General features: G+C 41.4%; 20 protein-coding genes and 1 tRNA gene. 7 read left to right on the top strand and 14 right to left on the bottom strand.

Features of this window, described 5'->3' with window-relative positions:
- A partial coding sequence (locus tag MMU07_RS20445) for a hypothetical protein (RefSeq protein WP_241128467.1) occupies positions 1 to 274 on the top strand: 274 nt, incomplete at its 5' end.
- Between the two features lie 9 nt (positions 275 to 283).
- The gene (locus MMU07_RS20440; RefSeq protein ID WP_241128466.1) at positions 284 to 616 is read left to right on the top strand and encodes a hypothetical protein; all 333 of its coding nucleotides are present in this window, start codon (positions 284 to 286) and stop codon (positions 614 to 616) included.
- A 31-nt stretch (positions 617 to 647) separates the two neighbouring features.
- On the opposite strand, the gene MMU07_RS20435 is transcribed toward MMU07_RS20440, so the two are convergent.
- From MMU07_RS20435 to MMU07_RS20405, 7 genes are all read right to left on the bottom strand, one after another.
- Positions 648 to 1,160 (bottom strand): hypothetical protein, encoded by a 513-nt coding sequence (locus MMU07_RS20435; RefSeq protein WP_241128465.1) that lies wholly within the window; start codon positions 1,158 to 1,160, stop codon positions 648 to 650.
- A 95-nt stretch (positions 1,161 to 1,255) separates the two neighbouring features.
- On the bottom strand, positions 1,256 to 3,667 hold the full coding sequence (locus MMU07_RS20430; protein WP_241128464.1) for a glucosidase family protein: 2,412 nt from the start codon (positions 3,665 to 3,667) through the stop codon (positions 1,256 to 1,258).
- A gap of 41 nt (positions 3,668 to 3,708) precedes the next feature.
- Positions 3,709 to 4,329, bottom strand: coding sequence for a hypothetical protein (locus MMU07_RS20425; RefSeq protein WP_241128463.1), 621 nt, complete (start codon positions 4,327 to 4,329; stop codon positions 3,709 to 3,711).
- Position 4,330: 1 nt separating this feature from the next.
- Positions 4,331 to 4,882, bottom strand: a complete 552-nt coding sequence (locus MMU07_RS20420) for a DUF5034 domain-containing protein (RefSeq protein ID WP_241128462.1) — start codon at positions 4,880 to 4,882, stop codon at positions 4,331 to 4,333.
- Positions 4,883 to 4,983: 101 nt separating this feature from the next.
- Positions 4,984 to 5,913, bottom strand: a complete 930-nt coding sequence (locus tag MMU07_RS20415) for a polysaccharide deacetylase family protein (RefSeq protein WP_241128461.1) — start codon at positions 5,911 to 5,913, stop codon at positions 4,984 to 4,986.
- Between the two features lie 13 nt (positions 5,914 to 5,926).
- A complete protein-coding gene (locus MMU07_RS20410) occupies positions 5,927 to 6,997 on the bottom strand; it encodes a hypothetical protein (protein WP_241128460.1) in 1,071 nt (356 codons plus the stop codon).
- A 144-nt stretch (positions 6,998 to 7,141) separates the two neighbouring features.
- Positions 7,142 to 7,711: a hypothetical protein gene (locus tag MMU07_RS20405; protein WP_241128459.1), complete on the bottom strand. Its 570-nt coding sequence runs from the start codon at positions 7,709 to 7,711 to the stop codon at positions 7,142 to 7,144.
- Between the two features lie 103 nt (positions 7,712 to 7,814).
- Between MMU07_RS20405 and MMU07_RS20400 the strand changes: the two genes are divergently transcribed.
- On the top strand, positions 7,815 to 9,263 hold the full coding sequence (locus MMU07_RS20400) for a DASH family cryptochrome (RefSeq protein ID WP_241128458.1): 1,449 nt from the start codon (positions 7,815 to 7,817) through the stop codon (positions 9,261 to 9,263).
- Between the two features lie 2 nt (positions 9,264 to 9,265).
- Here MMU07_RS20400 and MMU07_RS20395 read toward each other — a convergent pair whose 3' ends face one another.
- A complete protein-coding gene (locus MMU07_RS20395; protein ID WP_241128457.1) occupies positions 9,266 to 10,027 on the bottom strand; it encodes an alpha/beta fold hydrolase in 762 nt (253 codons plus the stop codon).
- A gap of 371 nt (positions 10,028 to 10,398) precedes the next feature.
- On the bottom strand, positions 10,399 to 12,315 hold the full coding sequence (gene dxs, locus MMU07_RS20390) for a 1-deoxy-D-xylulose-5-phosphate synthase (RefSeq protein ID WP_241128456.1): 1,917 nt from the start codon (positions 12,313 to 12,315) through the stop codon (positions 10,399 to 10,401).
- Positions 12,316 to 12,499: 184 nt separating this feature from the next.
- Between dxs and MMU07_RS20385 the strand changes: the two genes are divergently transcribed.
- Genes MMU07_RS20385 through MMU07_RS20375 form a run of 3 tightly spaced genes read left to right on the top strand, consistent with a single transcriptional unit; the run spans position 12,500 to position 16,800 of the window.
- On the top strand, positions 12,500 to 13,249 hold the full coding sequence (locus MMU07_RS20385; RefSeq protein WP_241128455.1) for a segregation and condensation protein A: 750 nt from the start codon (positions 12,500 to 12,502) through the stop codon (positions 13,247 to 13,249).
- Positions 13,250 to 13,252: 3 nt separating this feature from the next.
- The gene (locus MMU07_RS20380; RefSeq protein WP_241128454.1) at positions 13,253 to 14,308 is read left to right on the top strand and encodes a lysylphosphatidylglycerol synthase transmembrane domain-containing protein; all 1,056 of its coding nucleotides are present in this window, start codon (positions 13,253 to 13,255) and stop codon (positions 14,306 to 14,308) included.
- 23 nt (positions 14,309 to 14,331) lie between these two features.
- Complete coding sequence (locus MMU07_RS20375) at positions 14,332 to 16,800, top strand: bifunctional UDP-N-acetylmuramoyl-tripeptide:D-alanyl-D-alanine ligase/alanine racemase (protein ID WP_241128453.1); 2,469 nt, start codon at positions 14,332 to 14,334, stop codon at positions 16,798 to 16,800.
- A gap of 20 nt (positions 16,801 to 16,820) precedes the next feature.
- Here MMU07_RS20375 and MMU07_RS20370 read toward each other — a convergent pair whose 3' ends face one another.
- Positions 16,821 to 17,027 carry a hypothetical protein gene (locus MMU07_RS20370; protein WP_241128452.1) on the bottom strand — a complete coding sequence of 69 codons (207 nt, stop codon included), beginning with the start codon at positions 17,025 to 17,027 and terminating at the stop codon, positions 16,821 to 16,823.
- Between the two features lie 333 nt (positions 17,028 to 17,360).
- Between MMU07_RS20370 and MMU07_RS20365 the strand changes: the two genes are divergently transcribed.
- Entirely contained in the window at positions 17,361 to 18,416 is a 1,056-nt protein-coding gene (locus MMU07_RS20365; protein ID WP_241128451.1) for a hypothetical protein, read from the top strand.
- Between the two features lie 19 nt (positions 18,417 to 18,435).
- Here MMU07_RS20365 and MMU07_RS20360 read toward each other — a convergent pair whose 3' ends face one another.
- The 4 genes from MMU07_RS20360 to MMU07_RS20345 all read right to left on the bottom strand — a co-directional run bounded on the left by MMU07_RS20360 (position 18,436) and on the right by MMU07_RS20345 (position 24,235).
- On the bottom strand, positions 18,436 to 19,710 hold the full coding sequence (locus MMU07_RS20360; RefSeq protein ID WP_241128450.1) for an MFS transporter: 1,275 nt from the start codon (positions 19,708 to 19,710) through the stop codon (positions 18,436 to 18,438).
- Positions 19,711 to 19,819: 109 nt separating this feature from the next.
- Complete coding sequence (locus MMU07_RS20355; RefSeq protein WP_241128449.1) at positions 19,820 to 20,941, bottom strand: Fic family protein; 1,122 nt, start codon at positions 20,939 to 20,941, stop codon at positions 19,820 to 19,822.
- Between the two features lie 245 nt (positions 20,942 to 21,186).
- Positions 21,187 to 23,712: a M14 family metallopeptidase gene (locus MMU07_RS20350; RefSeq protein ID WP_241128448.1), complete on the bottom strand. Its 2,526-nt coding sequence runs from the start codon at positions 23,710 to 23,712 to the stop codon at positions 21,187 to 21,189.
- Positions 23,713 to 24,160: 448 nt separating this feature from the next.
- A tRNA-Val gene (locus MMU07_RS20345) sits at positions 24,161 to 24,235 on the bottom strand.
- Between the last annotated feature and the right edge of the window lie 505 nt (positions 24,236 to 24,740).

Below are 24,740 nucleotides of genomic sequence, written 5' to 3'. Positions count from 1 at the left end.
ATGGATACTGGATATTGGTGGATATTATGGTCGGACAAATTTGATATTGATTGATATTGGATATTGGTGGATATTTTCAGGTGAAGGGTTATTGGGTTATTTGGTTAATGGTTATTTGGGTGTAGAAGATAGATATTCATGGATACTGGATATTGGTGGATATTATGGTCGGACAAATTTGATATTGATTGATATTGGATATTGGTGGATATTTTCAGGTGAAGGGTTAATTGGTTACTGGTTATTGGTTAAGGGGAGGTGTTTTTCTGGTTGATTTTTGATATTGATTGATATTGGATATTGGTGGATATTTTCAGGTGAAGGGTTATTGGGTTATTTGGTTAATGGTTATTTGGGTGTAGAAGATAGATATTCATGGATACTGGATATTGGTGGATATTATGGTCGGACAAATTTGATATTGATTGATATTGGATATTGGTGGATATTTTTAGGTAGATTAGGGATGTTATGGGATAATGGAGAGGAAATCAAATTACCAAAAATCCTGAACTGGCGCTTAAAATTCCACAACAGCCATGCTACTAGAAACAATATCAATAAGTATAGAATAGCAATGAATATCGGTATCAGAAAGGTTTGGACAAAAGGATAAAGAGGCGATGATTTTCCAAATAGCTTCAAGTTTATTCTAATTGATTTTTGGAAAATTCGATGAAAAATATGATCACCGGAGTAAATAGTAAGAGCGGAAAAACAAAAATAAACCAACCCGAAATCCCCGAGCCGGCATTGGAACCTGTGTGGAAAGAAAAGTATTCCACAACGACAAACATGAGAAGTATATTGAGTTTGAGCCATCTCCAGAGTCTTCTATTGATCTGTTTCAGCGCCGGTGCTTTTTTATCACTTAATTCTACTGCATAATCTCCGTGTTGAACCCGCTGGTTATACAGCGTCAATCCCACATATAAAATCGTGGCCACAAAAGGAACAGAATAGGTCATTTTACTCGCCCAATATTCATTTGGATTTGAGAAAAAATCATAGCCTTCGGGGACGATCTGTAGGCTTTGGTGTTGGAAATAATAGGTCTCTATCCATAAAGTTACCAAAACCAAAATGCTAAGAATCTCCGCAATGATATCCAAAACTGAAAGGTTTGTATTTCCGAAGGTTTTTAAAGTTATTTTCTTCATTTTAAATCGCGACAAACTGTGGTTTCCTTTTTTTTACTCTGAATCAAAACTAATAGCCAAAAATCAAATTTCCCAAACAGGTCAGTCCAAGGGAATCAATTTAGAGAGACGGTGTTTTTGTTCCCCGTAAAGGTAATTCTGTTTTTACCCAGTTGGTTTTCAATCTCTGTCTTATTTCCGTTTACGGTTGCGTTGGTCTGTTTGCCTTCAGGCCACGAAAACACTATTTCCCAATCGCCTATAGATTGGTTGACGATTGCTTTCACCTCCCCATTTTCATTCCTCTTGTATTCCAGGGAAATGACATTTTCTCCGATTTCGACATTTTCAATATTGGCTTCGTTCCAGGAGCTGGGAAAAGCGGGAGATATGTGGATAACTTTTTTGCCTGCCTCCGGCTGAATGCCAAAGAACTGCGTGACGATCGGAACTCCAAAACTGTATAGGTTCCAAGCCTGTGCCATCATACCATAATCTGGAGATACTTCATAGATAGACCCGGGCAAAGCAAAGCCGAAGGATCTTGTCATCCTCTTTAGGTAATCTAATGCTTCATCGGGTCGGCCGTAGTTATTTTCTCCGATTGCCGATACCCCTGTAGGCAGGGTCATGACAGCACCTGTATAGGAAAAAGCTTTGCTTCCGACAAAAGACCCATCTGCCATGTCTGAAGTTTCATCACGGTCAATCCCGGTCACAAATACGCCAAAGGGATTGGTAAATTTTTTTCCTTTGTCCAAGGCTGCAATGGCTTTTTCAGGATCGGCTATTCCCATCTCCATGGGGGTATTGACCACCCAATTGTGAAAGATTACAAAACCTTGTTTTTTATTTGGGGCGTAGGTGGACAACTTTTTTTTGGTGGCTTTCAATTCTTCTACTGCCCAAGGTTTATTGAGCGTATCTGCCCTGATGATGGCCGCATCCACGAGATGAATTGCCTCCCTGGGGGTACCGATAAAATCCGCATAGCCATTGAATTCCGCTACCCAAAACTCCTTGTTGATTTTTTCTATGATCAGGTCAGCGGTATGTTGATAACTTACTGAAAGGGAATCTTCCCCCATCAAAGCGGCCATTTGTGCAGCATCAGCAAATGCCTTTTGGGTATAAGAAGCCACGTCGATCATCTCGGATTGGAGGCCGTGAATTTCCATCATGCCATAGCCATCAGGAAAAAGGTTTCCATCTTTGTCATTTTCTTCCATCAGCCACTGAAGTCCCTTTTTGACTGTAGGATAATACTTGGCCAAAAAGTCCCTGTCTCCCGTCCATTGGTATACCCACCAAATCAAAGAGGCAAACTGTGGCGTTTCGTTGATGTTGCCTGGATTGAAAATCACGCCGTTGGAGCTTACTTCATGGACAATTCTTCCTTTTCCATTGGCTTCTGAAAGTTTGTGGATAAGATCGATGGTGCTGTAGACCAAATCTTTTCTTCCGGTAGCTATCGCACCTTTGAGGGTGTATTCATTATCCACCCCAAACCACCAAGGATAGTCAGGCATCCCCGCCCCTAGCCCTCTACCTATTTCAGGCACTTCTCTCAGCAGCCATTCAGTATTGTATTTGATCCATTCGAATGCCTTTTCAAGTTCTTTGTCAGGAATCGTAATTTTGGCTTTGGAAGCGATTTGGGCATAATGTATCTTTTTATCCTTGAGGTAGGTATCTGCATTCAGGTTAAGCTTTTCAAAAGTTCCCTCGGCATCTGCCTTTGATGTATAGGATCCTGATATGAAGAAACGGATACTTTGTGAGGATTCAGGTTTCAATTTGATTTCATACCCTAATTTGGCAGCTTTTCCTTTTCCCTGCGGTGTATAATTGCAGGTTAAGGAAGCACCTTCAGTGGCTTTTGCTTTTTTGTTGGCACCAAAAAGCACATACCATTCATTCCCATGGTCTTTGCCAAGCCAAGCCTGCCTGCCTTCATCAAAAGAAAGCCGGTCATCAAAATCTTCCATCCCCGCCCTATCTCCAAGCCATACCGGCATCAGGTCAGTATGCCCGGTAAATTCAAAGTCAAAAGACTTTTCGGACTTATCCACATTCCTAAAGGTAAAATCTATGACCATTCCTTGAAGCCCATCGGGTACAAACTGGAACCTATCGACCTCCAATCCGGGAATGGGTGTCTGAAAGAGATGTAAATTAGCAAAGGGATAATTGACAAATTGATGTGCTGCATCAAGGCAAAAAGAATTGTCTGCTTCAATAATGGCAGCGGTAAAACCGTCCATGAGTTTGATGGGATGGTTCCATATCCCTCCCATTTCTCCTTGCACATGCCATCCCAAATCCGGAAAGGTACCGTCCTGATGTCCTACCATATATACACGGTCTCCTGCAGTCACATAGGGAGAGGATAAGTATTCGGTATTTCCTATCAGGCCTTCAGTGTCCCCCAAATGAGAAGTCAAGGCAATTTGTACATCTGGATTTTGGCATGAGAAAAAAAGAGGGAGTCCAAATCCCAAAAAAAACAAAGCAGGTCGAAGGTTCATAGAGGTTGGAATTGATGGCTATTGAATAAAGTTAAGCCTTTTCATTCAACCCTCAATACAATGTTGTCCACCTGGCTGGAAAAAATCCTTCCGTCAGTCAAGGTAATCGTACAGGTAAAACTCATAGGAGATGACTGTGTGGATAAACCTGAAAACCGCACAAAGGAAGTCCCCAAACCCCTGTAGCCCATTTGGGAATCCTGATAATCTGTAAAAGAAAGAAATTCTCTCCCAACAATCGGGGCGATCAGGGCGATTTCATTCAGAGAAGTGCCTGCGGGAAAATCATTATTAAAATCTTTATTGCTTACCAAATCCCAGGTTTTGATGGTAGACTCAAAGTTGACTGCAGGGTCACAGGCCAATGCAAAGGGAAATCCCATAGTGGAGTTGCTTGGCCTGACTTCCGCAATAGGCTCATAAGTCAAGTCAAAAAAGAGAAGCAACTTATCACTAGTCAAGTTTTTATCATTTGACCATGCATTCGCCTGCCAACCGGGATTGCTTGGCACATATTCCAAGGGCATCCCTGCCAATTCTTGGTATCGAAGTAAAAGAGCCTGACCTGAGCAATTGTCGATACAAGAAAAAGTAAAAATCGGTACTACATGAAATAAAAAGATCAGGTAAAACAGTGTGGATAAGATTTTTTTTGATTTCATTTTATGGTGTCAGCAATACAGGAATGATGGAAGATTGTAGGGTAGAACCATCCTGAAACCTTGCAATAATTTTCAGGGAGTGCATTTCTGAAAACTCAGGTCTTTCGGTAAACGAGAAGTAAAAGGTGCCAAAGTTGGATTGATTCAGAAAGTTATCCACAAATTCATCTTTGGTGTAGCTTTTTGTCAAGTCGGAAAATGTAGTCAATTCGAAAAGATCTGTTCCTGCCGGATAATTGTCATTAAAACCCTCATTGCTTACCAACTTGAAACTTGTGACGGGATTGTTGTTTTTATATACCACTGGGCAGTCGGGACTCGGGTTGAAGAGAACCTGAACAGGTTTTACCATCTTGATATTGACGATTAGCCTGTCAATCGGGAGAGCATCGTCATTGAACCAAATGCTGTTTCCGGATCCTTGGCTAGTTCTAGGGACCATGGATACTTCGGTCAGTTCGAAGAGCGTGTCTTTGCAATTGGTCTTGCAGGCTGTAATTAGGAATAGCAGAAAGACTACGCTTAGCGTGTTGCTTAATGAATTTTTGATCATAAATAAAACTTTAGCGAGATAGGCAACTTATTTTTTCGAAAAGGAAGAGACTAAATTCACTCCTATTCTGACTCTAATTTGATTAATTATTTCAAGAATACCTAGTTTACAGCGGCGATTTCTCTCCAAGTCACAAGTTTGATATTATTGTCTTTGATCAGTTTGCGCCCCTTTTCACTGGTAAAAAAATCATAATCCGCCTGTCTCCAAGCCGAGTTCCAATAAGGATGACCAACAGTAACGGCCTTCATTTCCTCATTGTCATAAGCCACGTGAATAAGTAATGCTGTAATACCTGTGTTGAGGTCATTTAACAAATCCGTATAGAATCCATCCATTCCTTTTTCATCATATAATGTTGGAGAGGCTATTGCCACCTGATCAATGACAAGCAAGTTATCCACATCGAGGTCTTTGAATAATTCAGAATTTGTTTTGATGATGGATTCCACCATTTCAGGGACAACCATCGCAGGGAAACCATATTCTTGCGCCAATTTGAGGTAGGAGTGCAGAAACTCAGGCCTGCCATAGAAAATGCAGCCCATGTGGGAATCAAGGTGTGTGGGTTTGATTCCAATTTTAAGGGCGGCTTCTATTTGAGCACGGATTTCTTTTTCCACTTCTTCGGGGCTGGCATTTTTGGCTACCGAAGCACAATCAGGATACATAAATCCATCTGGCCCTTTTAATCCGGGGACATTGTCAGCCAAGGGGCCCCATTTGTAATTGAACCACTCATTAGTAAGCGTAATATGCACACCGATATCAAGGTTGGGATGGTCTTTGATCAGTTTGCCCACTTCAGTAGACCAAGCGCAGGGCATCATGATACTGGTAGAATTCACAAAACCCTCGGTCATGGAGGAAATGGTAGCAATATTTTCAGCATGTGACAAGCCTATATCGTCAGCATGGATAATGAGTAATTTATCGGTTTTGGTATAGCCAAGTTTTTCGGCCAAAGTTCTTTCTTGTGCAAAAGACAGGGTTGCAATAAATAAAAATAACACTGTGGATAACTTTTTCATTTGACTTTGGGGTTTATTTTTTAAGACCTTTGATAACCACATTTCCGGTTCCTTCTTCAAGGCAAGGATAATGGAATTCGGATTTACGCTTTTTTTGATTGTTCACAATATCATAAAATCCATCCAAATATTTGATGGAGGATTTAATGGATTTTTCATCCAATACCTGACTATCGTAATACAGTTTGTAGATCACATCTTTTTTTGAATTGAACAGAGCGATTGTTTCATCAAAGACCTGTATGTCTTGCATGCAATATCCCCTGTACCTTCTTTCGGTCACAGCAAGCAGTTGAAGTTCGGGTGCAGGCTTGGCATAAGGTGCGTCGACCATTCCCGCATGGTCAAAATCGTAAGGCACAGCCACCGGCAAAGAGGACTTATCCACATTGATCAATTTGATGTTTTGACGGTATTGGATGGACCAATCCGTATTTCCTATCAAGTACTGAAATACGGCCATCCTAAGAAACTCAGGCACGGGTACACTTTCTGGTCGGATGAGTGACTGATCTACAGAAGCCATCTGATTCCTTTCAGCCATCAGATCTTCGTCCTCAATGATAAATGCAAGTATAGGTTCAAACTCTTTGGACTTTGGTGAAAGATCCTCAAAAGTCAACTTGACCAAACGAACTTTGAAGCTTTGGTCGGTAATCAGGTTATAAAGCTTGTAGACATAAAATTCCCTCAACAAATACTTTTCGCCTTTGCAGGGCATGACAAGTTTGAGTTTATCCTGATTTTGAAAAATTGTGTTGAGGACATTCTCCTTAGAGAAATTTAACAAAATCGGCGGAAAGGAACAGATGTTCATTTCCCTTCTAAAATGTCCTCTTGTCCTTACTCTTAGGGGTATTTCATGTTTATTTTGAAAGTTATCCACATAGGACAATGAAAAATCAAAATACTGCGGTTCGCCTTTGGTGTCTTTCAAAAGCTTTCCAAAATCTCCCTTCAAAGAAATCTCCAGGATTTCTTCAGATTCCAAGAGTTCATGATTTTGGGCAAAGGCACAGTGGGAGAATAGCAGAAGCATGGCCCCTGCACTGAATGACTTGGAAAGATTCCCCCGTATTATCATTTGTCTTCGGTATTGAAATCAGATCTTACATTTATGATAAAGAATGATTCTCAAAACTTAAGATAAGTAAAATCACTATCAATTACTAGACACTCATTTTCGAAGAATTGAAAGTGAATTTCCTGAAGGCCTGATTTTTACTTTTTACTTTTCCCAACCCCATGCAGGCCCCGGGCTTACAACTTCCTTGGTCAAGTCAAATTTTACAGAAAACAAACGGTCTGAACCGATTCTTCTCAAATTGTAGGAAAAGGAGGTTTCATCTAAAGTTATCCACCATACGTTTGTTGCCGATGCGGGAATAAGGTCGGCAGTTTCTTGGTCTGCAGGGAAAAACTGTATTCCCGCCATGCCTGTGTTGGATGCAATTCCTCCGTATTGGGTGACTTTGTCGGGTGCACCATCTTCATGTCTGTGGTCATGTTTCAGTTTAATCAGTCCGTCTTGCATGGTCAACACCCACGTTCTGGATTTGTCCTCACCCACAAAAAACGGTATGTGGATAAATCCATCCCCGCAATCCACGATGTGCATGACTAGCTTTTTACCGGCAAAGGGGTCATTTTCTGCAATGGGTGTAGTTACTGCCCCTTCAAAGGATTTACCACAATGTGCTGCAAGGGATTCCCAAAAGATTTGGTTTGCAGGTTTGTTTTGTGCAAAAACAGCGAAGCTGCATACAACCATAAGGATAACAAGGAGATACCGTTTCATAAAGGAAATTAATATTAGATAGCAGAAAATTTAATACTGATAAAGTTTACAATATACAGGTTTTAGCCAAACACTTTCATTCCACATGGCGTTCGAAAAAGAAATGAAATACAAAAGAGTAATAGTTTGGTTTAAAAATGATTTAAGGTTGCATGATCATGCAGCCTTATTTTCTGCGTGTAAAGAGTCTTCCGAAATCATCCCTGTATATTGTTTTGACCCAAGGCAATTTGAAGAGGTGGGCTTAGGGATACAAAAAACGGGGGATTTCAGGGCAAAATTCTTGATGGAAGCTGTGGACAACCTCAAGTCAAATCTGATTGGACTTGGAGGGAATCTCATCCTTAGAACAGGGAAACCTGAAGAATTACTTCCTGAATTGGCTTTGGAATTACTGGCAGAGGCCATTTTTTTCTCAGAGGAAGTGACCTTTGAAGAAAAAGAAATAGAAAAGAATCTTGAGAATTCTGTTTGGAAAAAAGGGATTGAAACTAGGACATTTTGGCAAAGTACCCTTTTCCACATCGAAGACTTACCTTTTCCGGTAAATCAAACGCCCGAAGTTTTTACCCTTTTCAGAAAAGAATGTGAAAAGTTCAGTAAAGTAAGGAAAACCCTACAAAAACCAGAAAAGATCAATTTTCCTGAAATAGACCTTGATCTGGGATGTATTCCGGAGTTATCCACATTGGGATTACAAGCACCGGGTAATTCCAAAAAAGGAGTTTTGCCATTTATAGGAGGTGAGGATTCAGCGACCCAAAGACTACAGTCCTATTTTTGGGACAAAGATTGCCTAAAGATCTACAAAGAAACCCGCAACGGGTTGTTGGGTCCTGATTACAGCAGTAAATTTTCAGCATGGCTAGCTTTGGGCTGTCTATCGCCCCGGTATGTTTACGAGGAAGTTTTGCGCTACGAAAGGGAAAGGAAAAAGAACGATTCTACATATTGGTTGGTCTTTGAATTGATCTGGAGGGATTATTTCCGATTTGTTAGCAAAAAACATGGCAGCAAAATTTTTCAGCTTCAGGGCATCAAAAAGCATGTGGATAACTGGAGAAAAGATGAAAAACTATTTTGGAATTGGGCTGAAGGAAAGACCGGTGTGCCTTTTGTGGATGCCAACATGAGGGAACTCAATGCTACCGGGTTTATGTCCAACCGTGGCCGTCAAAACGTCGCTTCCTTCCTTGTCAATGACCTGGGGATAGATTGGCGTTGGGGTGCCATGTATTTTGAAAGCCTACTGATAGACTATGATGTCTGTTCCAATTGGGGTAATTGGATGTATGTCGCAGGGGTGGGCAACGACCCTAGGGAAAACAGGTATTTTAATATTCTGAAACAAGCCAACAATTATGACAAAAAGGGGGATTTCGTCAGGTATTGGGTCCCTGAATTGGCTAAAATTCCTGGTTTTGACATCCATCAGCCGAATACCCTTACAAAAAATGAACTGAAGGCTTATGGCGTTCATCTAGGTGCAAATTATCCACATCCTATTGTGGCTTTTTCTACTCGGGAAAAAGGAATGTCTGTCAAAAATTAAAGTTATCCCGGCTTTTTTAGAAATTCTTGGAGGAGGGTTAGGGTTTCTTGTTCAGCCTCAAACATCCCCATATGGCCGACCTCTTGGAGTTCAAAATAATCATCGGTAAATGGTTTGTGCATGCGGCTGCCCTCAATCTTGACCGCCCCATCCAAAACGCCTGCGATCATCAGCTTCTTTCCGTTGAAGTTCTTCCATACTTCCATCCGGTCTTTTCTGTCCCGCATCGCTGCCAAATAGGCAAGTACTCCTTTCTTGGAGCTTTTCTTTCCCAAGGCTGTCAATTCTTCAATTTTATCTTTATAGGTAATCCGATGCTGTTCACTAAAAAGTGGGGGAACGAATGAATCTATAAACTTATCCACACCGTGCTTTTTGATAAAAGTGATGGTTTTGTTGCGGGTTTTCTTTTTTTCGGCATCGTCGGGGAAAGCCGTGGAATGGAAAAGCCCTATCGCAGTCAAACCATTTCCCATCAACTCAGCCAAAGCCAAGGTAACATACCCCCCCAAAGAATGTCCGATGACTGTCGGATGGTCGATCCTGTTCTCCTCCATCCAATCATGAAGCATAACCGCAACTTCCTCTAATGTTATACTATCCCGTTGCAGAGGACTAGCACCAAAACCGGGCAGGTCAATACAGTAGACAGTATGGGATTTTGCCAATTCCTCTGAAAAAGTTATCCACATTTCTTTGGATTCACAGAATCCATGGATAAGAATGAGAGGCTTGCCTTGGCCTTTTTTTTCAAAAATTATCATATGCTCATAGAAGGGACTTAACCAAAATATTATAGGAGAAACATCATTGATTCGCTAAACAATACATCTTCAGATAAAGATTTTTTAATTACCAAAATACTCTTATCTAAATATAATTCAATAAAAAAATAACCACAAAGTAACAAAGGAAACCAAGGAAGGAAAAGAGTCTATTTAATGTGATTTGTTAGAGTGTGGTATTCAAATCTAGGCGTTTTGGGAATTCCTTTCAATAAAAGAGTTGACAGATAAATGAATCCTATTTTTGAAGTGGGATATTTGGCCTTTTTTTGTAATAAACTGACGTCAAAATCAGAGAAAGACAATCGAAATTAAACCCACTAATAATTTTCGGCAAATAATAAAACCGATTACTTCTCCACCACAGACTCTGCCATCTGCTTTACAGCATTTGCGATACCCTCAGGGTCAAAGCCACATTCTCTGTGGAGCTCGATTTGCTCACCATGTTCTACGATCCTATCCGGAATACCTAGTCTTTTGACTTGTGCTTGGTAGCCGTTGTCCACCATCCACTCCAACACTGCGGAACCAAATCCGCCCATCAGACAGCCATCCTCTACGGTCACTACTTTCTTGAATTTGCCAAAAACCTCGTGCAACAAGGCCTCATCGAGCGGTTTGACAAACCTCATGTCATAATGCGCAGGATTGAATCCCTCTTTTTCAAGCATTTCGCAGGCAGTGACAGCATAATTTCCAATATGGCCAATCGTCAGAATGGCGACATCTTCACCTTCCTTGATAATTCTGCCCTGCCCGATCGGGATTTTCCTCATGGGAGTTTTCCAATCCACCATCACACCCTGACCTCTTGGGTATCTAATGGAAAAAGGTCCTTCAAATTTGGTGGCGGTGTACATCAGATTTCTCAATTCCTCCTCATCCATAGGAGAAGAAACCACGAGATTTGGGATACATCTAAAAAATGAAATATCATAGGCTCCATGGTGTGTAGGGCCGTCAGCACCTGAGAAGCCGGCCCTGTCGAGGCAGAACACCACCTGGAGATTTTGTAAACATACGTCGTGGATTACCTGGTCATACGCCCTTTGCATAAATGAGCTGTAGATATTACAGAAAGGTATCAGTCCTTGCGTGGCCATTCCCGCTGAAAAAGTCACTGCATGCTGCTCCGCAATTCCTACGTCAAAAGCCCTATCAGGCATTTCCTTCATCATGATATTCATCGACGAACCTGAAGGCATGGCCGGGGTTACCCCCATAATTTTGTCATTTTCCTTTGCCAACTCGAATATTGTATGGCCAAATACATCCTGGTATTTTGGGGCTTGAGGTGTCGTTGGGACTTTTTTGTATATCTCACCGGTCACTTTGTCGAAAAGTCCCGGAGCATGCCAAGTGGTTTTGTTGCCGGTTTCGGCAGGACCATATCCTTTGCCTTTAACCGTGATACAGTGAAGGATTTTTGGACCGGGAATATCACGCAGGTCAGCAAGGATCTCTGCCAAATGATGGACATCGTGCCCATCAACAGGACCAAAATACCTCAGGTTCAAGGATTCAAAAAGATTGCTTTGCTTCAAAACTGCAGATTTGATCGCTCCCTCTACTTTGGAGACGATTTCCTGTGCTGAAGAGCCAAACATTGAGATCTTACCCAATAGGTTCCAAACCTCATCCTTGACTTTATTATAGGTATGAGAAGTGGTGATGTCGGTGAGGTAATCCTTGAGTGCGCCTACATTGGGGTCAATTGACATGCAGTTGTCATTCAGGATGATGAGCATGTTCGTATCCGAAACACCGGCATGGTTCATGGCCTCAAAGGCCATTCCCCCAGTCATGGAGCCATCTCCAATGACAGCCACATGCTGTTTTTTGGTATCACCTTTGTATTTTGAGGCTACTGCCATACCCAAAGCAGCTGAAATAGAAGTACTGGAATGACCTACTCCGAAGGTATCGTATTCACTTTCTTTTCTTTTGGGAAAACCAGAAAGCCCTCCATAAATTCTGTTGGTATGAAATTGCTCTTTTCTTCCTGTCAGAATTTTGTGGCCGTAAGCTTGGTGGCCTACGTCCCACACAAGTTGGTCTTCAGGGGTGTTGAGAACATAATGCAAGGCTACCGTAAGCTCAACTACACCAAGACTCGCGCCAAAATGCCCTCCGTAAACCGACACATTATCAACGATAAACTGTCTCAGTTCGTCGCAAATTTGTACCAATTGGTCTTTTGAAAGCTTTTTGAGATCGGAGGGTGAATCGATCTTCGCGAGTAATTTTCCTGGTTTGATGATCATTAGCAATATGGTTCTTAATAAAGGTAATTAACATTTGTCAACCTCAATTGTTTTTCAAAATTTTCTTTGAATTTTATCAGGGTTGAAAAGGGGTCTTTTTATGCGTTAAATGAATAAATTACCATTATTTGGATATCTTTGAACAAGAATAATGTGTAAAATTAAGAAAATAAAATAGTTTAAAGTGAGTTTTGAAATCAAATTACCACTTTTCGAAGGTCCATTCGATTTGATGCTGTTTTTCATCGAACGGGATGAACTGGATATTTATGATATACCGATTTCAAAAATCACTCAAGATTTCTTGGATTACATCCATCATCTGGAAAAAATGGAAATCGAGGTGGCAAGCGATTTCATTCTTTTTGCAGCCACGTTGATGAAAATTAAGTCAAAAATGCTGATCCCCCGTCCTGAATTGGACGAAAACGGGGAGGAGATCGATCCTAGGGAAGAATTGATAAGGCATTTATTGGAATATAAAAAATACAAATCAGTCATCACTGAACTCGCTAATCTGGAGGAAATCAGGCTTGCTAAAGAACAAAGAGGAAATATCTTGGCAGAAATAAAACAGCTTGTAAAAGCAGATGATGTAGATGCCGAAATGCAGGACCTTGACCTATATAAGCTTTTGAAAGTTTTCCAAAAGGTAATGGGCAAATACAGTTCAAGGACTGACGAAACAAAACATACAGTAATTCAGTATCCATATACCATTGAGCAACAAAAGGACTTTATTCTAGAAAAAATGTTGCAGAAAGACAGGGTGCCATTTACAGAATTTATCAGTTATAAGCCGGAAAAGATTTTTGTGATTTATACTTTCCTGGCGATTTTGGAATTATTACAATTGTCTATGGTTACCATCACTATAGGAGAAGGGTTCAACAATTTTTGGGTAGAAAAGCAAGAAACGGTTCCTTCGACATAGGATATGAAACTAGATAACAAGCAGATTTTTGCAACCCTCAATCCTAATAAGGTCTGGTTTCCGGTGCTTATTGGTCTTGGGATCGTTTTTTTGATGTTTTATCTTGATCCCAGCATCAATGCGCAAACGTTAAAGGGAGTTTTTGACGGGTCCATATGGTGGATTCTTTTGGCAGTGGTAGTGATTATGTTCCGTGACCTAGGCTACATATACCGAATCAGGGCAGTCACAGACCAGCAACTTACTTGGGGTCGTGCAATTTATGTCATTATCTTATGGGAATTTGCCTCGGCGGTAACTCCATCCGTGGTAGGGGGATCTGCAGTAGCTATATTTATATTGAACAAAGAGGGTATCAAGCTCGGCAAGGCAATCGCCTATGTCATGGTTACTGCCATTTTGGATAACTTATTTTTTGTCATTGGTGCTCCCATCATCCTTTATTTTGCCCAGGGAAATATTTTTCCTGCAAGCAGGATGATGGAAATGAGACTTGGAAGAAGTCTGGAGGTTTTGTTTTGGGTCAGCTATGGCTTATATGCCAGTTATTCTTTGGTGATGGCCTTGGCATTATTCTATAAGCCAAGGGTGTTCAAATGGATTTTACTAAAGATCTATTCCATCAAATGGCTTAGAAAATGGAAGCATACTGCCAATGAATATGGCAATCAAATCATAGAAGCATCAAAGGAGCTTATCGGAAAAAATTACAAATATTGGTTACCAATAATCGGTGCAACGATCTTTATATGGAGTTCGAGATACCTCATGCTCAATGCATTGATCGGTGCTTATGAATCTTTGTCTGTCAGTGAACATGTCGTCATTTTTGCCAGGCAAGTAATCATGTGGATCGTGATGATGATCTCTCCTACTCCGGGAAGCAGTGGTACCGCAGAGTTCTTCTTCGGACAATTCTTTGCCGAATTCTTAAATGGCTACACTTTCGTGACAAGTATCCTTTGGAGAATGCTTTCTTACTATCCTTATTTGATATTAGGAGCTATTTTCTTACCAAGATGGATCAAGCAGGTGTTTTTCAAAAAGAAAGAAGAGTAATCCCAAATCCTTAACTTTATCCAATGATCCAATCTCTCACGGCACAACAGATCAGTGAATTGGTGGATGGGGAAGTGATTTCCCAGACAGGTTCGGGGCTTGTGGGTTGGATTTCCATCGATTCCCGAAATATTCTGGAACCGTCAAAAACACTTTTTGTAGCCCTCAAGGGTGCAAAATTTGATGGACATGAATTTATCAATCCGGTGTATCAGGAGGGTGTGAGGAATTTTTTGGTACTAAAAGGAAATGTTATTCCCAAATCCCTGACCAAGGACAGCACCTTTATTGCTGTGGATAACCCACACCTAGCACTGCAGCAATTGGCAGCTTATGAGCGTTCTTTGTTTGCCGGACCATTGGTAAGCATTACAGGAAGCAATGGAAAAACCATCGTCAAGGAATGGCTGGGGCAAGTTTTGGGTCAGAAATATGCGGTAGCAAAAAGCCCTAAAAGCTACAACAGTCAAGTAGGAGTACCGCTTTCTGTTTTTGGAATCGAGCCAACCCATCAGGTAGCCATCATGGAGGCCGGTATCTCCAAACCTGGAGAAATGGAAAAATTGGAAGCTATACTTCGGCCTCAGATGGGGATTTTTACCAATATCGGAACTGCCCACGAAGAAGGTTTTGAATCGATGGAACAAAAACTGGCAGAAAAAGCAAAGCTGTTTGACCAAAGCAAATTCATCATTTATCGGAAAGACCATCAGAAAATCCATGCGCATCTTTCCTCCAGATTTGCCCAAAAGAAACTCATCTCCTGGTCAGATACTGCAGGAGCAGATTACACACTTTCTGTAAAAAGGGAAACAGACCGCTCCAAAATCCTGCTTATAAAGCCGGATTTAAGCGTTTTTACTTTTTCGGTTCCCTTTGCAGACCAGGCTTCTTTGGAAAATATCAGGCATGTGATTGTGGCATCAATTTCACTGGGCCTTGAAGAATCCCTGATTCAGGAAGGCCTCAACCACCTGAAGGCTGTCGAAATGAGGCTTACACTGAAACCGGGGATCAATGATTGCCTGATTATCGATGATACGTATAACAATGACTTGGCGGGCTTGAGGCTGGCTCTGGATTTTATGGCAGCCCAAAGGCCAAAAAGAAGAAAAGTCATCATTTTATCCGATATGCTTCAGGTGGGGAATGTGTCTGAAGTATACCATGAAGTCGGAAGCCTCCTTACCCATCATCAGATTGATTTTCTGATTGGTGTAGGAGAAAAAATAGCCTCAGTACAGGAAAGCTTTCGTGGCAAAGCAGTCTTTTTTGCCGATACTGAAAGCCTGATTCTCCATGTCTCCCAAGAAGATTTTGAGAATGACTTGGTGTTGGTGACTGGGGCGCGGAAATTCGGATTTGAGGTTATTGTCAACAGGCTGCAGCAAAGGATTCATGGGACGACTTTAGAGATCAATCTGAATGCGCTGACCCATAATTACAATTTTTATAAAACCCAGCTTCTTCCCTCTACCAAAGTCATGGTGATGGTAAAGGCATTTGCTTATGGCGGTGGTGCAGCCGAAATCGCCAATCACCTCCAACAATTACGTGCAGATTACCTTGCCGTGGCCTATACAGATGAAGGTGTAGCCCTTCGGGAAGAGGGAATCCGACTGCCGATCATGGTACTCAATCCTGTTCAGGAATCATTTATCCACCTGGAAAAATTTGATCTAGAACCAGTGGTCTACAGTCCTGATTTTTTTCAGCAGTTGGGAAAATTCTGTCAAAATAGGGCTACCCACATGAAGATCCATTTGGACATGGATACCGGCATGCACAGGCTTGGTTTTGAACCCGAGCATATTCCACGGTTGCTTTCCTTGATCCAAAGTTATCCACAATTGGAGATTGGGAGCATATATACGCATTTGGTAGGAGCTGATGAAGTTATTCACAGGGATTTTTCATTGGAACAGCTTCGCTCCTTCCTTGGTATGTGCGAGGCCATCAGTGCCAACTTGGATTATAAACCCCTTCGTCATGCCCTTAATTCGGCGGGGATCATCCAATTTCCCGAATACCAAATGGACATGGTCCGATTGGGAATCGGACTCTATGGTGTCGAAGTCTCTGGAAAATTTGAATCCCATCTCAAATCCATCAGTACGCTGAAAACCACCATTTCCCAAATCAAATCCGTGCCCAAAGGCCATAGCATCGGGTACAGCAGGAAGGGAATCATGGAGGAAGACGGTAAAATCGCCACCATAGCTTTGGGATATGCGGACGGTTATGACCGTAGGTTCAGCAACGGCAAAGGTTTTGTCCTCGTCCATGGCAAAAAAGCCCCTGTCATCGGGAATGTCTGCATGGACATGACCATGGTCAATATTACGGGAATCGAGGCCAATGAAGGAGATGAAGTGATTATCTATGGGCCGGGAATCTCCCTGAAAGAACTTTCCGAAAGAATAGGAACCATCCCCTATGAGTTGCTCACCAATATCAGCAGCAGGGTTAAGCGGGTGTATTATCTGGATTGAAGTTCTTAGATAGCCAGTTGTTAAGATTCGTCATCGATATAATAGATTTTCTTAACAATTGGAAGATTATAGATATCTACTCCCGAAAGAGCATAATTGAATGCCAAGTGCTGAAAATATCGGATAATATTTTCTTCCGCTGATGATTTTATGGCTTGATCAACTATCAGTTCAAGATCTTTCTCTTCATCAATATAATATATAGGGATTTTGGAGTCAGTTTTCATTAGCAATTGGTATAAATCAAATTTAACCAGATATACTAAAAATAAATACCAGATTGATTACCAAGGCATAAACAATGTCAGAAAAATAAACCTAAATCAATTAATTCCTTTTTTCTCCAAGCCTGATTTGGTATCTTTACATCATGTAAGCACTTGAAAATCACATTTGACCTTGTAGGAACGTCGACCCCTCACTACTTTTTTGGCTTACCGGTACTCCTTCAACACATATTGCCACCATTGGATTTGCTGATTTTATGGCAAAAACTATGTTGAATGCCCAATAATTGACATAATTGAAAATAGCATTTCCATCGTACAAAAAGAATCATCATGAACTTAGCACCTGTTGAAGAACCAATCGAAGAGCTTATTGAAGTAGCTACAGCCAATATCTTGTTTGCATCATTTGAAAAAAATGATCTTGACACAACCATCTTGGACAATTCAGGGCTTGCCTATGATCAAATTCTGCTAGACGGAGGAAAAGACAACGCTAATCCCGTATTCAATTTCATGACCCTCAAGCCGGCACTTGACTACGCCACAGCTTCAGATTTTAGCCTGATTATTGGGACTGATTCCAAAAATGAAAGAATTACCCTCGCTGTCAAGAAAGATGAAAAAAGCGGATTTGTGATCCTCAACAGCCACCAACTCGCAGCCATACTTCTGAATATCTGGAAAGAATCCGGAAAATATGAGGATTTGGTATGCTTAAAGTCTATACATACTTCCGATTTGGTAGAATATATAGCCATCAAATCCGGCTTGAAATTACAAAGTGAAATAATTGAACCGGGAGAGTTGAGGAACAGCCTCACGGAATTACAAAAGACATATCCCAACAGTCCTATTTGTGCTTTCAATATTGACCAACAGGTCTGTCATTCTTCTCTTGATTTTTCGGGAATCATATTGGAAATCGCCCAAAAAGAAAATGAATTGAAAGCTTCGGGACAGACATTCTTTGATTACCTGATGGGAATTTACCATGAATTTGGCTTCTACAAGGAAAAAACCATTACTGTAGATTTGAATACTGACGCACAGCGTTCCCATTTGCTGTCGATCATGGACAATCTCAGGAAGAACCCAAAGTCACTTGAGTCTACTTTCCCGCTTAACAGTGTGACAGATTACAAAAAAGGAGTGAAGTTCAATATCCTCACAGACAAACTGAATTCATTCGCCGGAAGTACAGAAAATATTCTGAAAATCGAATCCGCCAATAACCTTTCGGTAACCTTTGCACCATCCAAAACCAAAATGGTCTATTACATCAGTATCAAAGGTGGATTTATTTCCAAAGAAAAATATGTCATGAGAAACAAAGAAATGGATGCCGAAATCCTTCGCGTAATCCAGATGTTCAACAGAGGTCTCTGATCAAAAATGATCCCCAAGCCTAAGGTTTGGGGATCTTGTTTTTTTTGCCTGTCACTTTTTTGTATTTGTATTTCCATTTGGCCCTTGAATATTTTGGCATAGCCCTAAAAGACTGGATCATTATCAAGACCAGGATCCCCAATGTCACCGGGAAAATGGTTTGGAAACCCCAACCCAAATCAAGGAAAATCCCAAATAATGCCGGTCCGATCGCTGAACTCAAAACCATGATCGAGGTAAACATACTGCGAACCGTCCCGATGTAGGTTTGGCCAAAAAACTCCACCTGTAGTGCAGCGACCGTAGCGCTTCCAAATCCAACAGAGAATCCCATCAGGATATTGTATAAAAAAATCCCCCAAACATTGGGCACAAGCCAAATCACCAACAAAGCCACCAAAAAAGGGAAGAGATAGAAAGGGAAAAATGTCTTTGCCTTGTATTTGTCAATCAGCGGACCGGATAAGAGAATACTAGAAGAACTTGCAATAGCATAAGAAGTAAGTCCGGCAGCAGCCAACCCAATATTCCATTCTTTGAATTCTATGATGGCAAATTGATAGAAAAAGAGTCCCGTAACGGCAAAAGGGATAAAAAAGATGTTTGGCGCCAAGAGCCAAAAAGCTTTGGATTTCATGATGTCCCTTTGGCGGACACGATCTACATTTTTCTCGGAATGACCTGTGTCGGATTCTCCACCTGATTCATTGACTAGGTGTTCTGATTTCAACACCAATAAGGTAAATACCGTCACAACAATGCTGACTACAGCGGCATTGAGCCAAAGAGATTCCCTCCAACCGATTTTTGAAATCACCACCAAAATTATTGCCGGCAAAATCGCCTGCCCCAAAGGATGCCCCAAAGAAGCAAGGCTGATGGCTTTTCCCCTGTTTACATCAAAGTACCGGGACATCGAGGTGATCGCAATATGGTTGTAAAGTCCCTGACCGGCCAACCTCAATCCAAAAAATGCAAGGGGGATATACCACCAAGCTTGGGAAATACTGAAGAAAAGCAGAGAGATGACAAAAGTGGCTGTTGTCGCCAAAGTGAATTTTTGGAGTGGAACCGAGTCTATCAATTTCCTCAATTTGGGCAAAGCCATCGCCGCCCCGATGGTGGCAAGGCCATAAAATGTACTCAGCAGGCCGTTTGACAGCTTGAATTCCTCCATCAAAAAGGGAACGTATAGTGCCAGCAAAAACGTCTGCCCAAAACTCGATAAGGCAGTCATGATGATCCCAAAAATCACCATCTCGCGGTTTTTACGGACAAACTGGAGGTAGTTCAAGTTACGAAGGAGGTGGTTTAAGATTTATTTTAATGATTTGAAAGAAAGCTTAGAATAATTTATACAGTTATATGTAAATCTTATCACTTTCTTTATTGAATATCTCTATTCAACTTGCCAGAATCCGGTACAATTCTAAGTTGAGATAATAGTGTCCTCCACTGATTTCCCTTCTTTCACAGATTCCCATTTCATGAAGCCTGTTAAGGTATTGTCGGGCCGTATTTTCAGCATACAACTTTTTATCTGTCAGGTGCTTGACTTTGGTAAAAGGTTGGGTAAAAATGGCTTCAACAAGAGAATCAGGTCTACTGATTTCAGTTTCCTTTTCTAACACATGGAGAATTGCATCCTTGGAAGATAGGATATCATTGATTTTATAGAAGGTATCTATCGAAGTATTTTCGACTGCCGCCAGCATAAATAGAATCCAATCTTTCCAAGCAGCCCTTTGTGTCACTCCTGCGAGGTAAGCATAGTAATTCTCTTTATTTTGGAGAATATATTTGCTGAGAAACAAGATTGGAAAATCCAAAAGCCCTTTTTGGGTCAAAAAATTGATATTGAATATTCTTCCGGTTCTTCCATTTCCATCTCTAAAAGGGTGAATGGCTTCAAATTGCAAGTGACCAATTGCCATTTTCAAAATCGGGTCAATTGGAAAATGGTTATCATCATTCATAAACTGGATTAAGTTTTCCATTTTGCGCTCAATGATGCCCACTCCTCTAGGTGGAGTATAAACAGTCTTTCCGGCATTAGGACCGGATCCTCCTTGACGGATATAGGTTTGGGCAAATGGTTTTCTGATGCCATCATTCAATCCTGTTATGGTCTGATATATCAATTCGAAATATTTGATATCAAAACTTTTGACTTCTTTCAAATATCGATGACCTTTCCAAAGAGACTCCCGATAATGTAGGATTTCCTTTGGTGCACCTTGTTTAAGGTTCGCAGATTCGTCGCTAAATGCTTTATATAGTTCATCGTCGGTTGTAAAAATATTCTCAATTTCACTTGAAGCCTTGGCTTCCTGCAAACTTATGGTATTGATCAATATAGCTTGGTTTGGAATTGCCACACTTCTACCCTGAAGCTTTGCGATTGCTGCTTTGGAATCTCCCAATTGCTCCAAGATGTCCAAATCCCGATAAAAATTTTCATCTATAGGTAATTCAGGAAGTCCATTCCAAGGTTTTTCTCTGTCAGGGTTGATTGTGTAGGTCATATTCTTACCTTAAAATTCGGCTATTTTAATGTTAGAGTACAAATATGACATTAAAGTTGGTTTGTAAAAAATAACTGACCTTAAAATTTCGATATTTTAAGGTCAGAAGGCGAAATTGACATTAAAAGAAAACCCTGCTTCCTCTCCACAAAGCAGGGTTTTTGAATCTTTGAGGTTTTAGAAACCTCTAAGATTTTATTTCGAAAAACAGAAACCATCGAGGTCCAAAAAAGACCTCAATGGTTTTATTGTCCTACCAAGAATACGGCATTGGCTACCAAGAGCTTTCCTGATTCCCAGAAAGAACGGAACATCGGGTTGTCCGACATATAGACTATCTGTCCACGGCCTTGATTTTCGACACCATAAACCATGGATTTTGGCATTTTTGGTTTAACTTTGTTACCGATATAGCCAAATCTATAGGCCTCAGCATCAGGGATTATCCCGACGTTGACACCGTTGTCAAGATAGGCATAGCGAGAACCATTATTTTTTAAAGTATAGAATTTACCATCCATTCCAAATCCTAGTGGGTGGGTAGGGTCTATCTTCACTTGATAAATAGCTCCGGCTGCTGTGGTAGAAATCCCCATTCTCTCACGCTCCTGATAAGGTTCCAGTCTTTCTACATTCTGAATTTCTTTTTGCTCCTTTTCGGCAGCTTTTTTCTCGTCTTCAGTATCGTATTGGCTGAGGTCAAAACCGTTTTTATCTGCAAAAGCATTCAGGGCATTTTCTATGGCAATCAATTTACCTCCTGTCCTTACCCAGTCCATCACTTTTTTCATGTTGCTTTCAGACAGGTAACTGCCCCAACTTGAAGGGAGAATGATCACGTTATATTTGCTCAAGTCAAACCTTCCCAAGCCTTCAGCATCCAGAATGCTCACCGGATAATCGAGTTCCTGCTCAAAGAAATACCAAAGTTCACCGAAGTTCAAAGAAGAAGTACCTGCACCGCTCATGATGGCAACTTTTGGTGCAACGATAGCTTTCACCTCAGAAGATCCAAAATCACGGCCTTTGTCGACATAAGCAGAATTACTGCTCGCCAAAGTAATCTCAAATTTATTGGCAATGTCGGTTACCTTCTTGTCAAAATCAGCGACATATTGGTTGCCGTTTCGGTGGATGATCAAAGTCCCGATCGGATAGGACTTCCCGTTGATGTCAAAGGCTTTTTCTGCATACCTCACCCTGATTTTACTATTGATCAAAGCCGCCAAAAACTTGGCATGTTGGGTAGCATTCCAAGGAGCGAGGTATGCCAAAGGCGATCCTTCCACCTTATTGGCTTCAAAAGCAGTTTTTTCAAATTTCTTTCCGGCATCCAATCTTGTCTCCATAGCATAAGCCTGCACGCCATAAGCATAGGGCAAAGCCCAACTTGTGATGTCATAGGTGATGCTGTCCTGCAGTTTTGCCTCAGGCTCAAACAACACTTGGGTCAAAACCGACTTTGGCTGATAGGCATTGATGACGATGTCCTTTTCGGTAGCTGCAAAAGTCCCTGATTTTCCGGTATTGTAATCCAAGCCTTTGAGACCTGATGCGGCTTTAGCATAGCCATATTGGATCTTATTTTTGTCAAGCAAAGCCAAAAGGGCCTTGACGCGCTCTGGATTTTGGTCTCCTTTGATGACAAAGCTCTTGTATTTGGCTTTTGGATTGCTGCTGCTTGTTTTGAAATAATTGGCAAACTCATCTGTCAACCTTGCGGAATTTTGAGCAGTCACCTCCACCGCAGATATACCAGCGGTATATGTGTGCTCAATTCTTTCTTTCAATGTCACAGTGTCACCGAGGGCATTGAGCATTCCCAAACCGGCACGGCCTGAACCGCCCTTTTCGATGGTCATCCCGATCGCGCCGCTATACATGGGATAGGTGTCTCCGTAGGATGGATAGAGCAAGTCAAAGCGTTCTTTGGTAAAGTACATCCAACCTTGCTCGTCAAATTTCTTGGCGGTGTTTTTGCCATAGATCGTCTGAAATTCATTTTGAAAAGCGGACACCTGCTCATGTACAGGCTGTGCGGCCGGTGCAAAGTAAAAAGGATCATTTATTCCCTGCTCATGGTAATCCACAAAAAGATGTGGCATCCAGTCGTGATAAAGCTTCAGTCTTTGTTGGGTTTCTTGCTGTGTCTGCCATGCCCAGTCTCTGTTGAGGTCCATCAGGTAATGGTTTGGACGTCCGCCCGGCCAAGGTTCAGCATGCTCCATCGATTGTGGATCGGGCTGTAATCTTTTGTTTTGTTTTTGGTTATACCAAACTGTATATCGGTCTTTTCCATCAGGATTGGCACATGGATCGAGGATCAGCACCTGATTTTGTAACCAATCTTTGGATTGTGCATTTTTCGGATCTGCAATTTGCCAAAAAGTCATCATGGCAGCTTCGGTAGCCACTGCCTCATTGCCGTGGACATTGTATTGCATCCAATTGAGAGCAACTTTGGTTGAGGGAGTTCCTTCCAGCATTCCTGTTCTGCGGAGATTATCGAGTCGGATATCCTCAAGGTTTCCCATGTTGTCAGGTGTAGAAACTATGGCAACAAAAAGAGGGCGATGTTCATAAGTCTCTCCGTAATATACCAACTTCACATTGGGAAGGGTGGAGGCCAAATGCTCAAAATAGGCCACAACACGGTGGTGGGGTGTAAATCGTTCACCCAATTTATAGCCAAGAAATTCTTCCGGGCTTTTTTGGGCAAAGGCGGTTGTGGTTATGAAAAGTACCAAAACCAAAGCGTAAATTTTTCTCATAAAGGAATATTTGAATGTAATGGGCGGTAAGATAAGGGGAATTACAAAACCCTGCAAAGGAAATGGACTGAAGGATTTAAGATTAGGGATTTTCGGTAAAATGAAAGCAGATCTTGCTTCGTGGATCAATAATCTTGATTGAAAAAAAGTGGGAACAGATACTCTTAGTCAAACCCCTGATTCTAGGGCTGGGTGGGTGCCGATAGCTATCGGCATGTAATCCTACCCTTTAATCTTTTCCAATTTGTAATTGGATTCAACCAAGCACCTAATCGAAAGGTAATTCTTGACAAAATGAATTACAAATTCTACTAAATAAAAAGGTAGGGGCGAGCGTAAAGAATAGCTTTGATAAAGCTATTTAGCGAGTAGCCAGAATGCAGGGCAGGCAATCTACACCTAGAGACACGCCTTTCTACACCCAAACGAGGAAAAAATTGGAAAAAAGTGGGACCTAAGGGATTCGAACCCATGACCTCTGCTCTGTCAAAGCAGCGCTCTAAACCAACTGAGCTAAGATCCCGATTTGAGACTGCTAAAATCAGGAATGATTTTGGGATTTCAAAGTTCTGTTTTGATATCTCTTGGCATTTCGGAGAAAATCGTGAAATGGCCCAGTCATTAAGTCACGAAAAAGTCCTGAGTAGCCCCCCCACTTGGGTGTAGTCAAACATTTGGTGCTAGGACTGGGTGGGATTTGTAATCCCACCCTTTAATCTTTTCCAATTTGTAAATGGATTCAACCAAGCACCCAAACGAAAGGTAATTCTTGACAAAATGAATTACAAATTCTACTAAATAAAAAGGTAGGGACGAGCGTAAAGAATAGCTTTGATAAAGCTATTTAGCGAGTAGCCAGAAAGCAGGGCAGGCAAACTACACCTAGGGTCACGCCATTCTACTCCCAGAGGGGGTCGTTATTTCCTCGTGTCACTTTTTGTCTTACCACACAAAGTAACCAAAAAAATCCAGCGCAATAATCCTCCCACACACGAGGCCACCGCCGGCCCGGAATTGCGCTTCCTCCC

It is taken from the genome of Cognataquiflexum nitidum (genome assembly GCF_022538055.1).
Lineage (GTDB): Bacteria > Bacteroidota > Bacteroidia > Cytophagales > Cyclobacteriaceae > Cognataquiflexum > Cognataquiflexum nitidum.
Note: the sequence above shows the minus strand (reverse complement) of the source record. Positions and strands in the feature narration are given on the sequence as shown.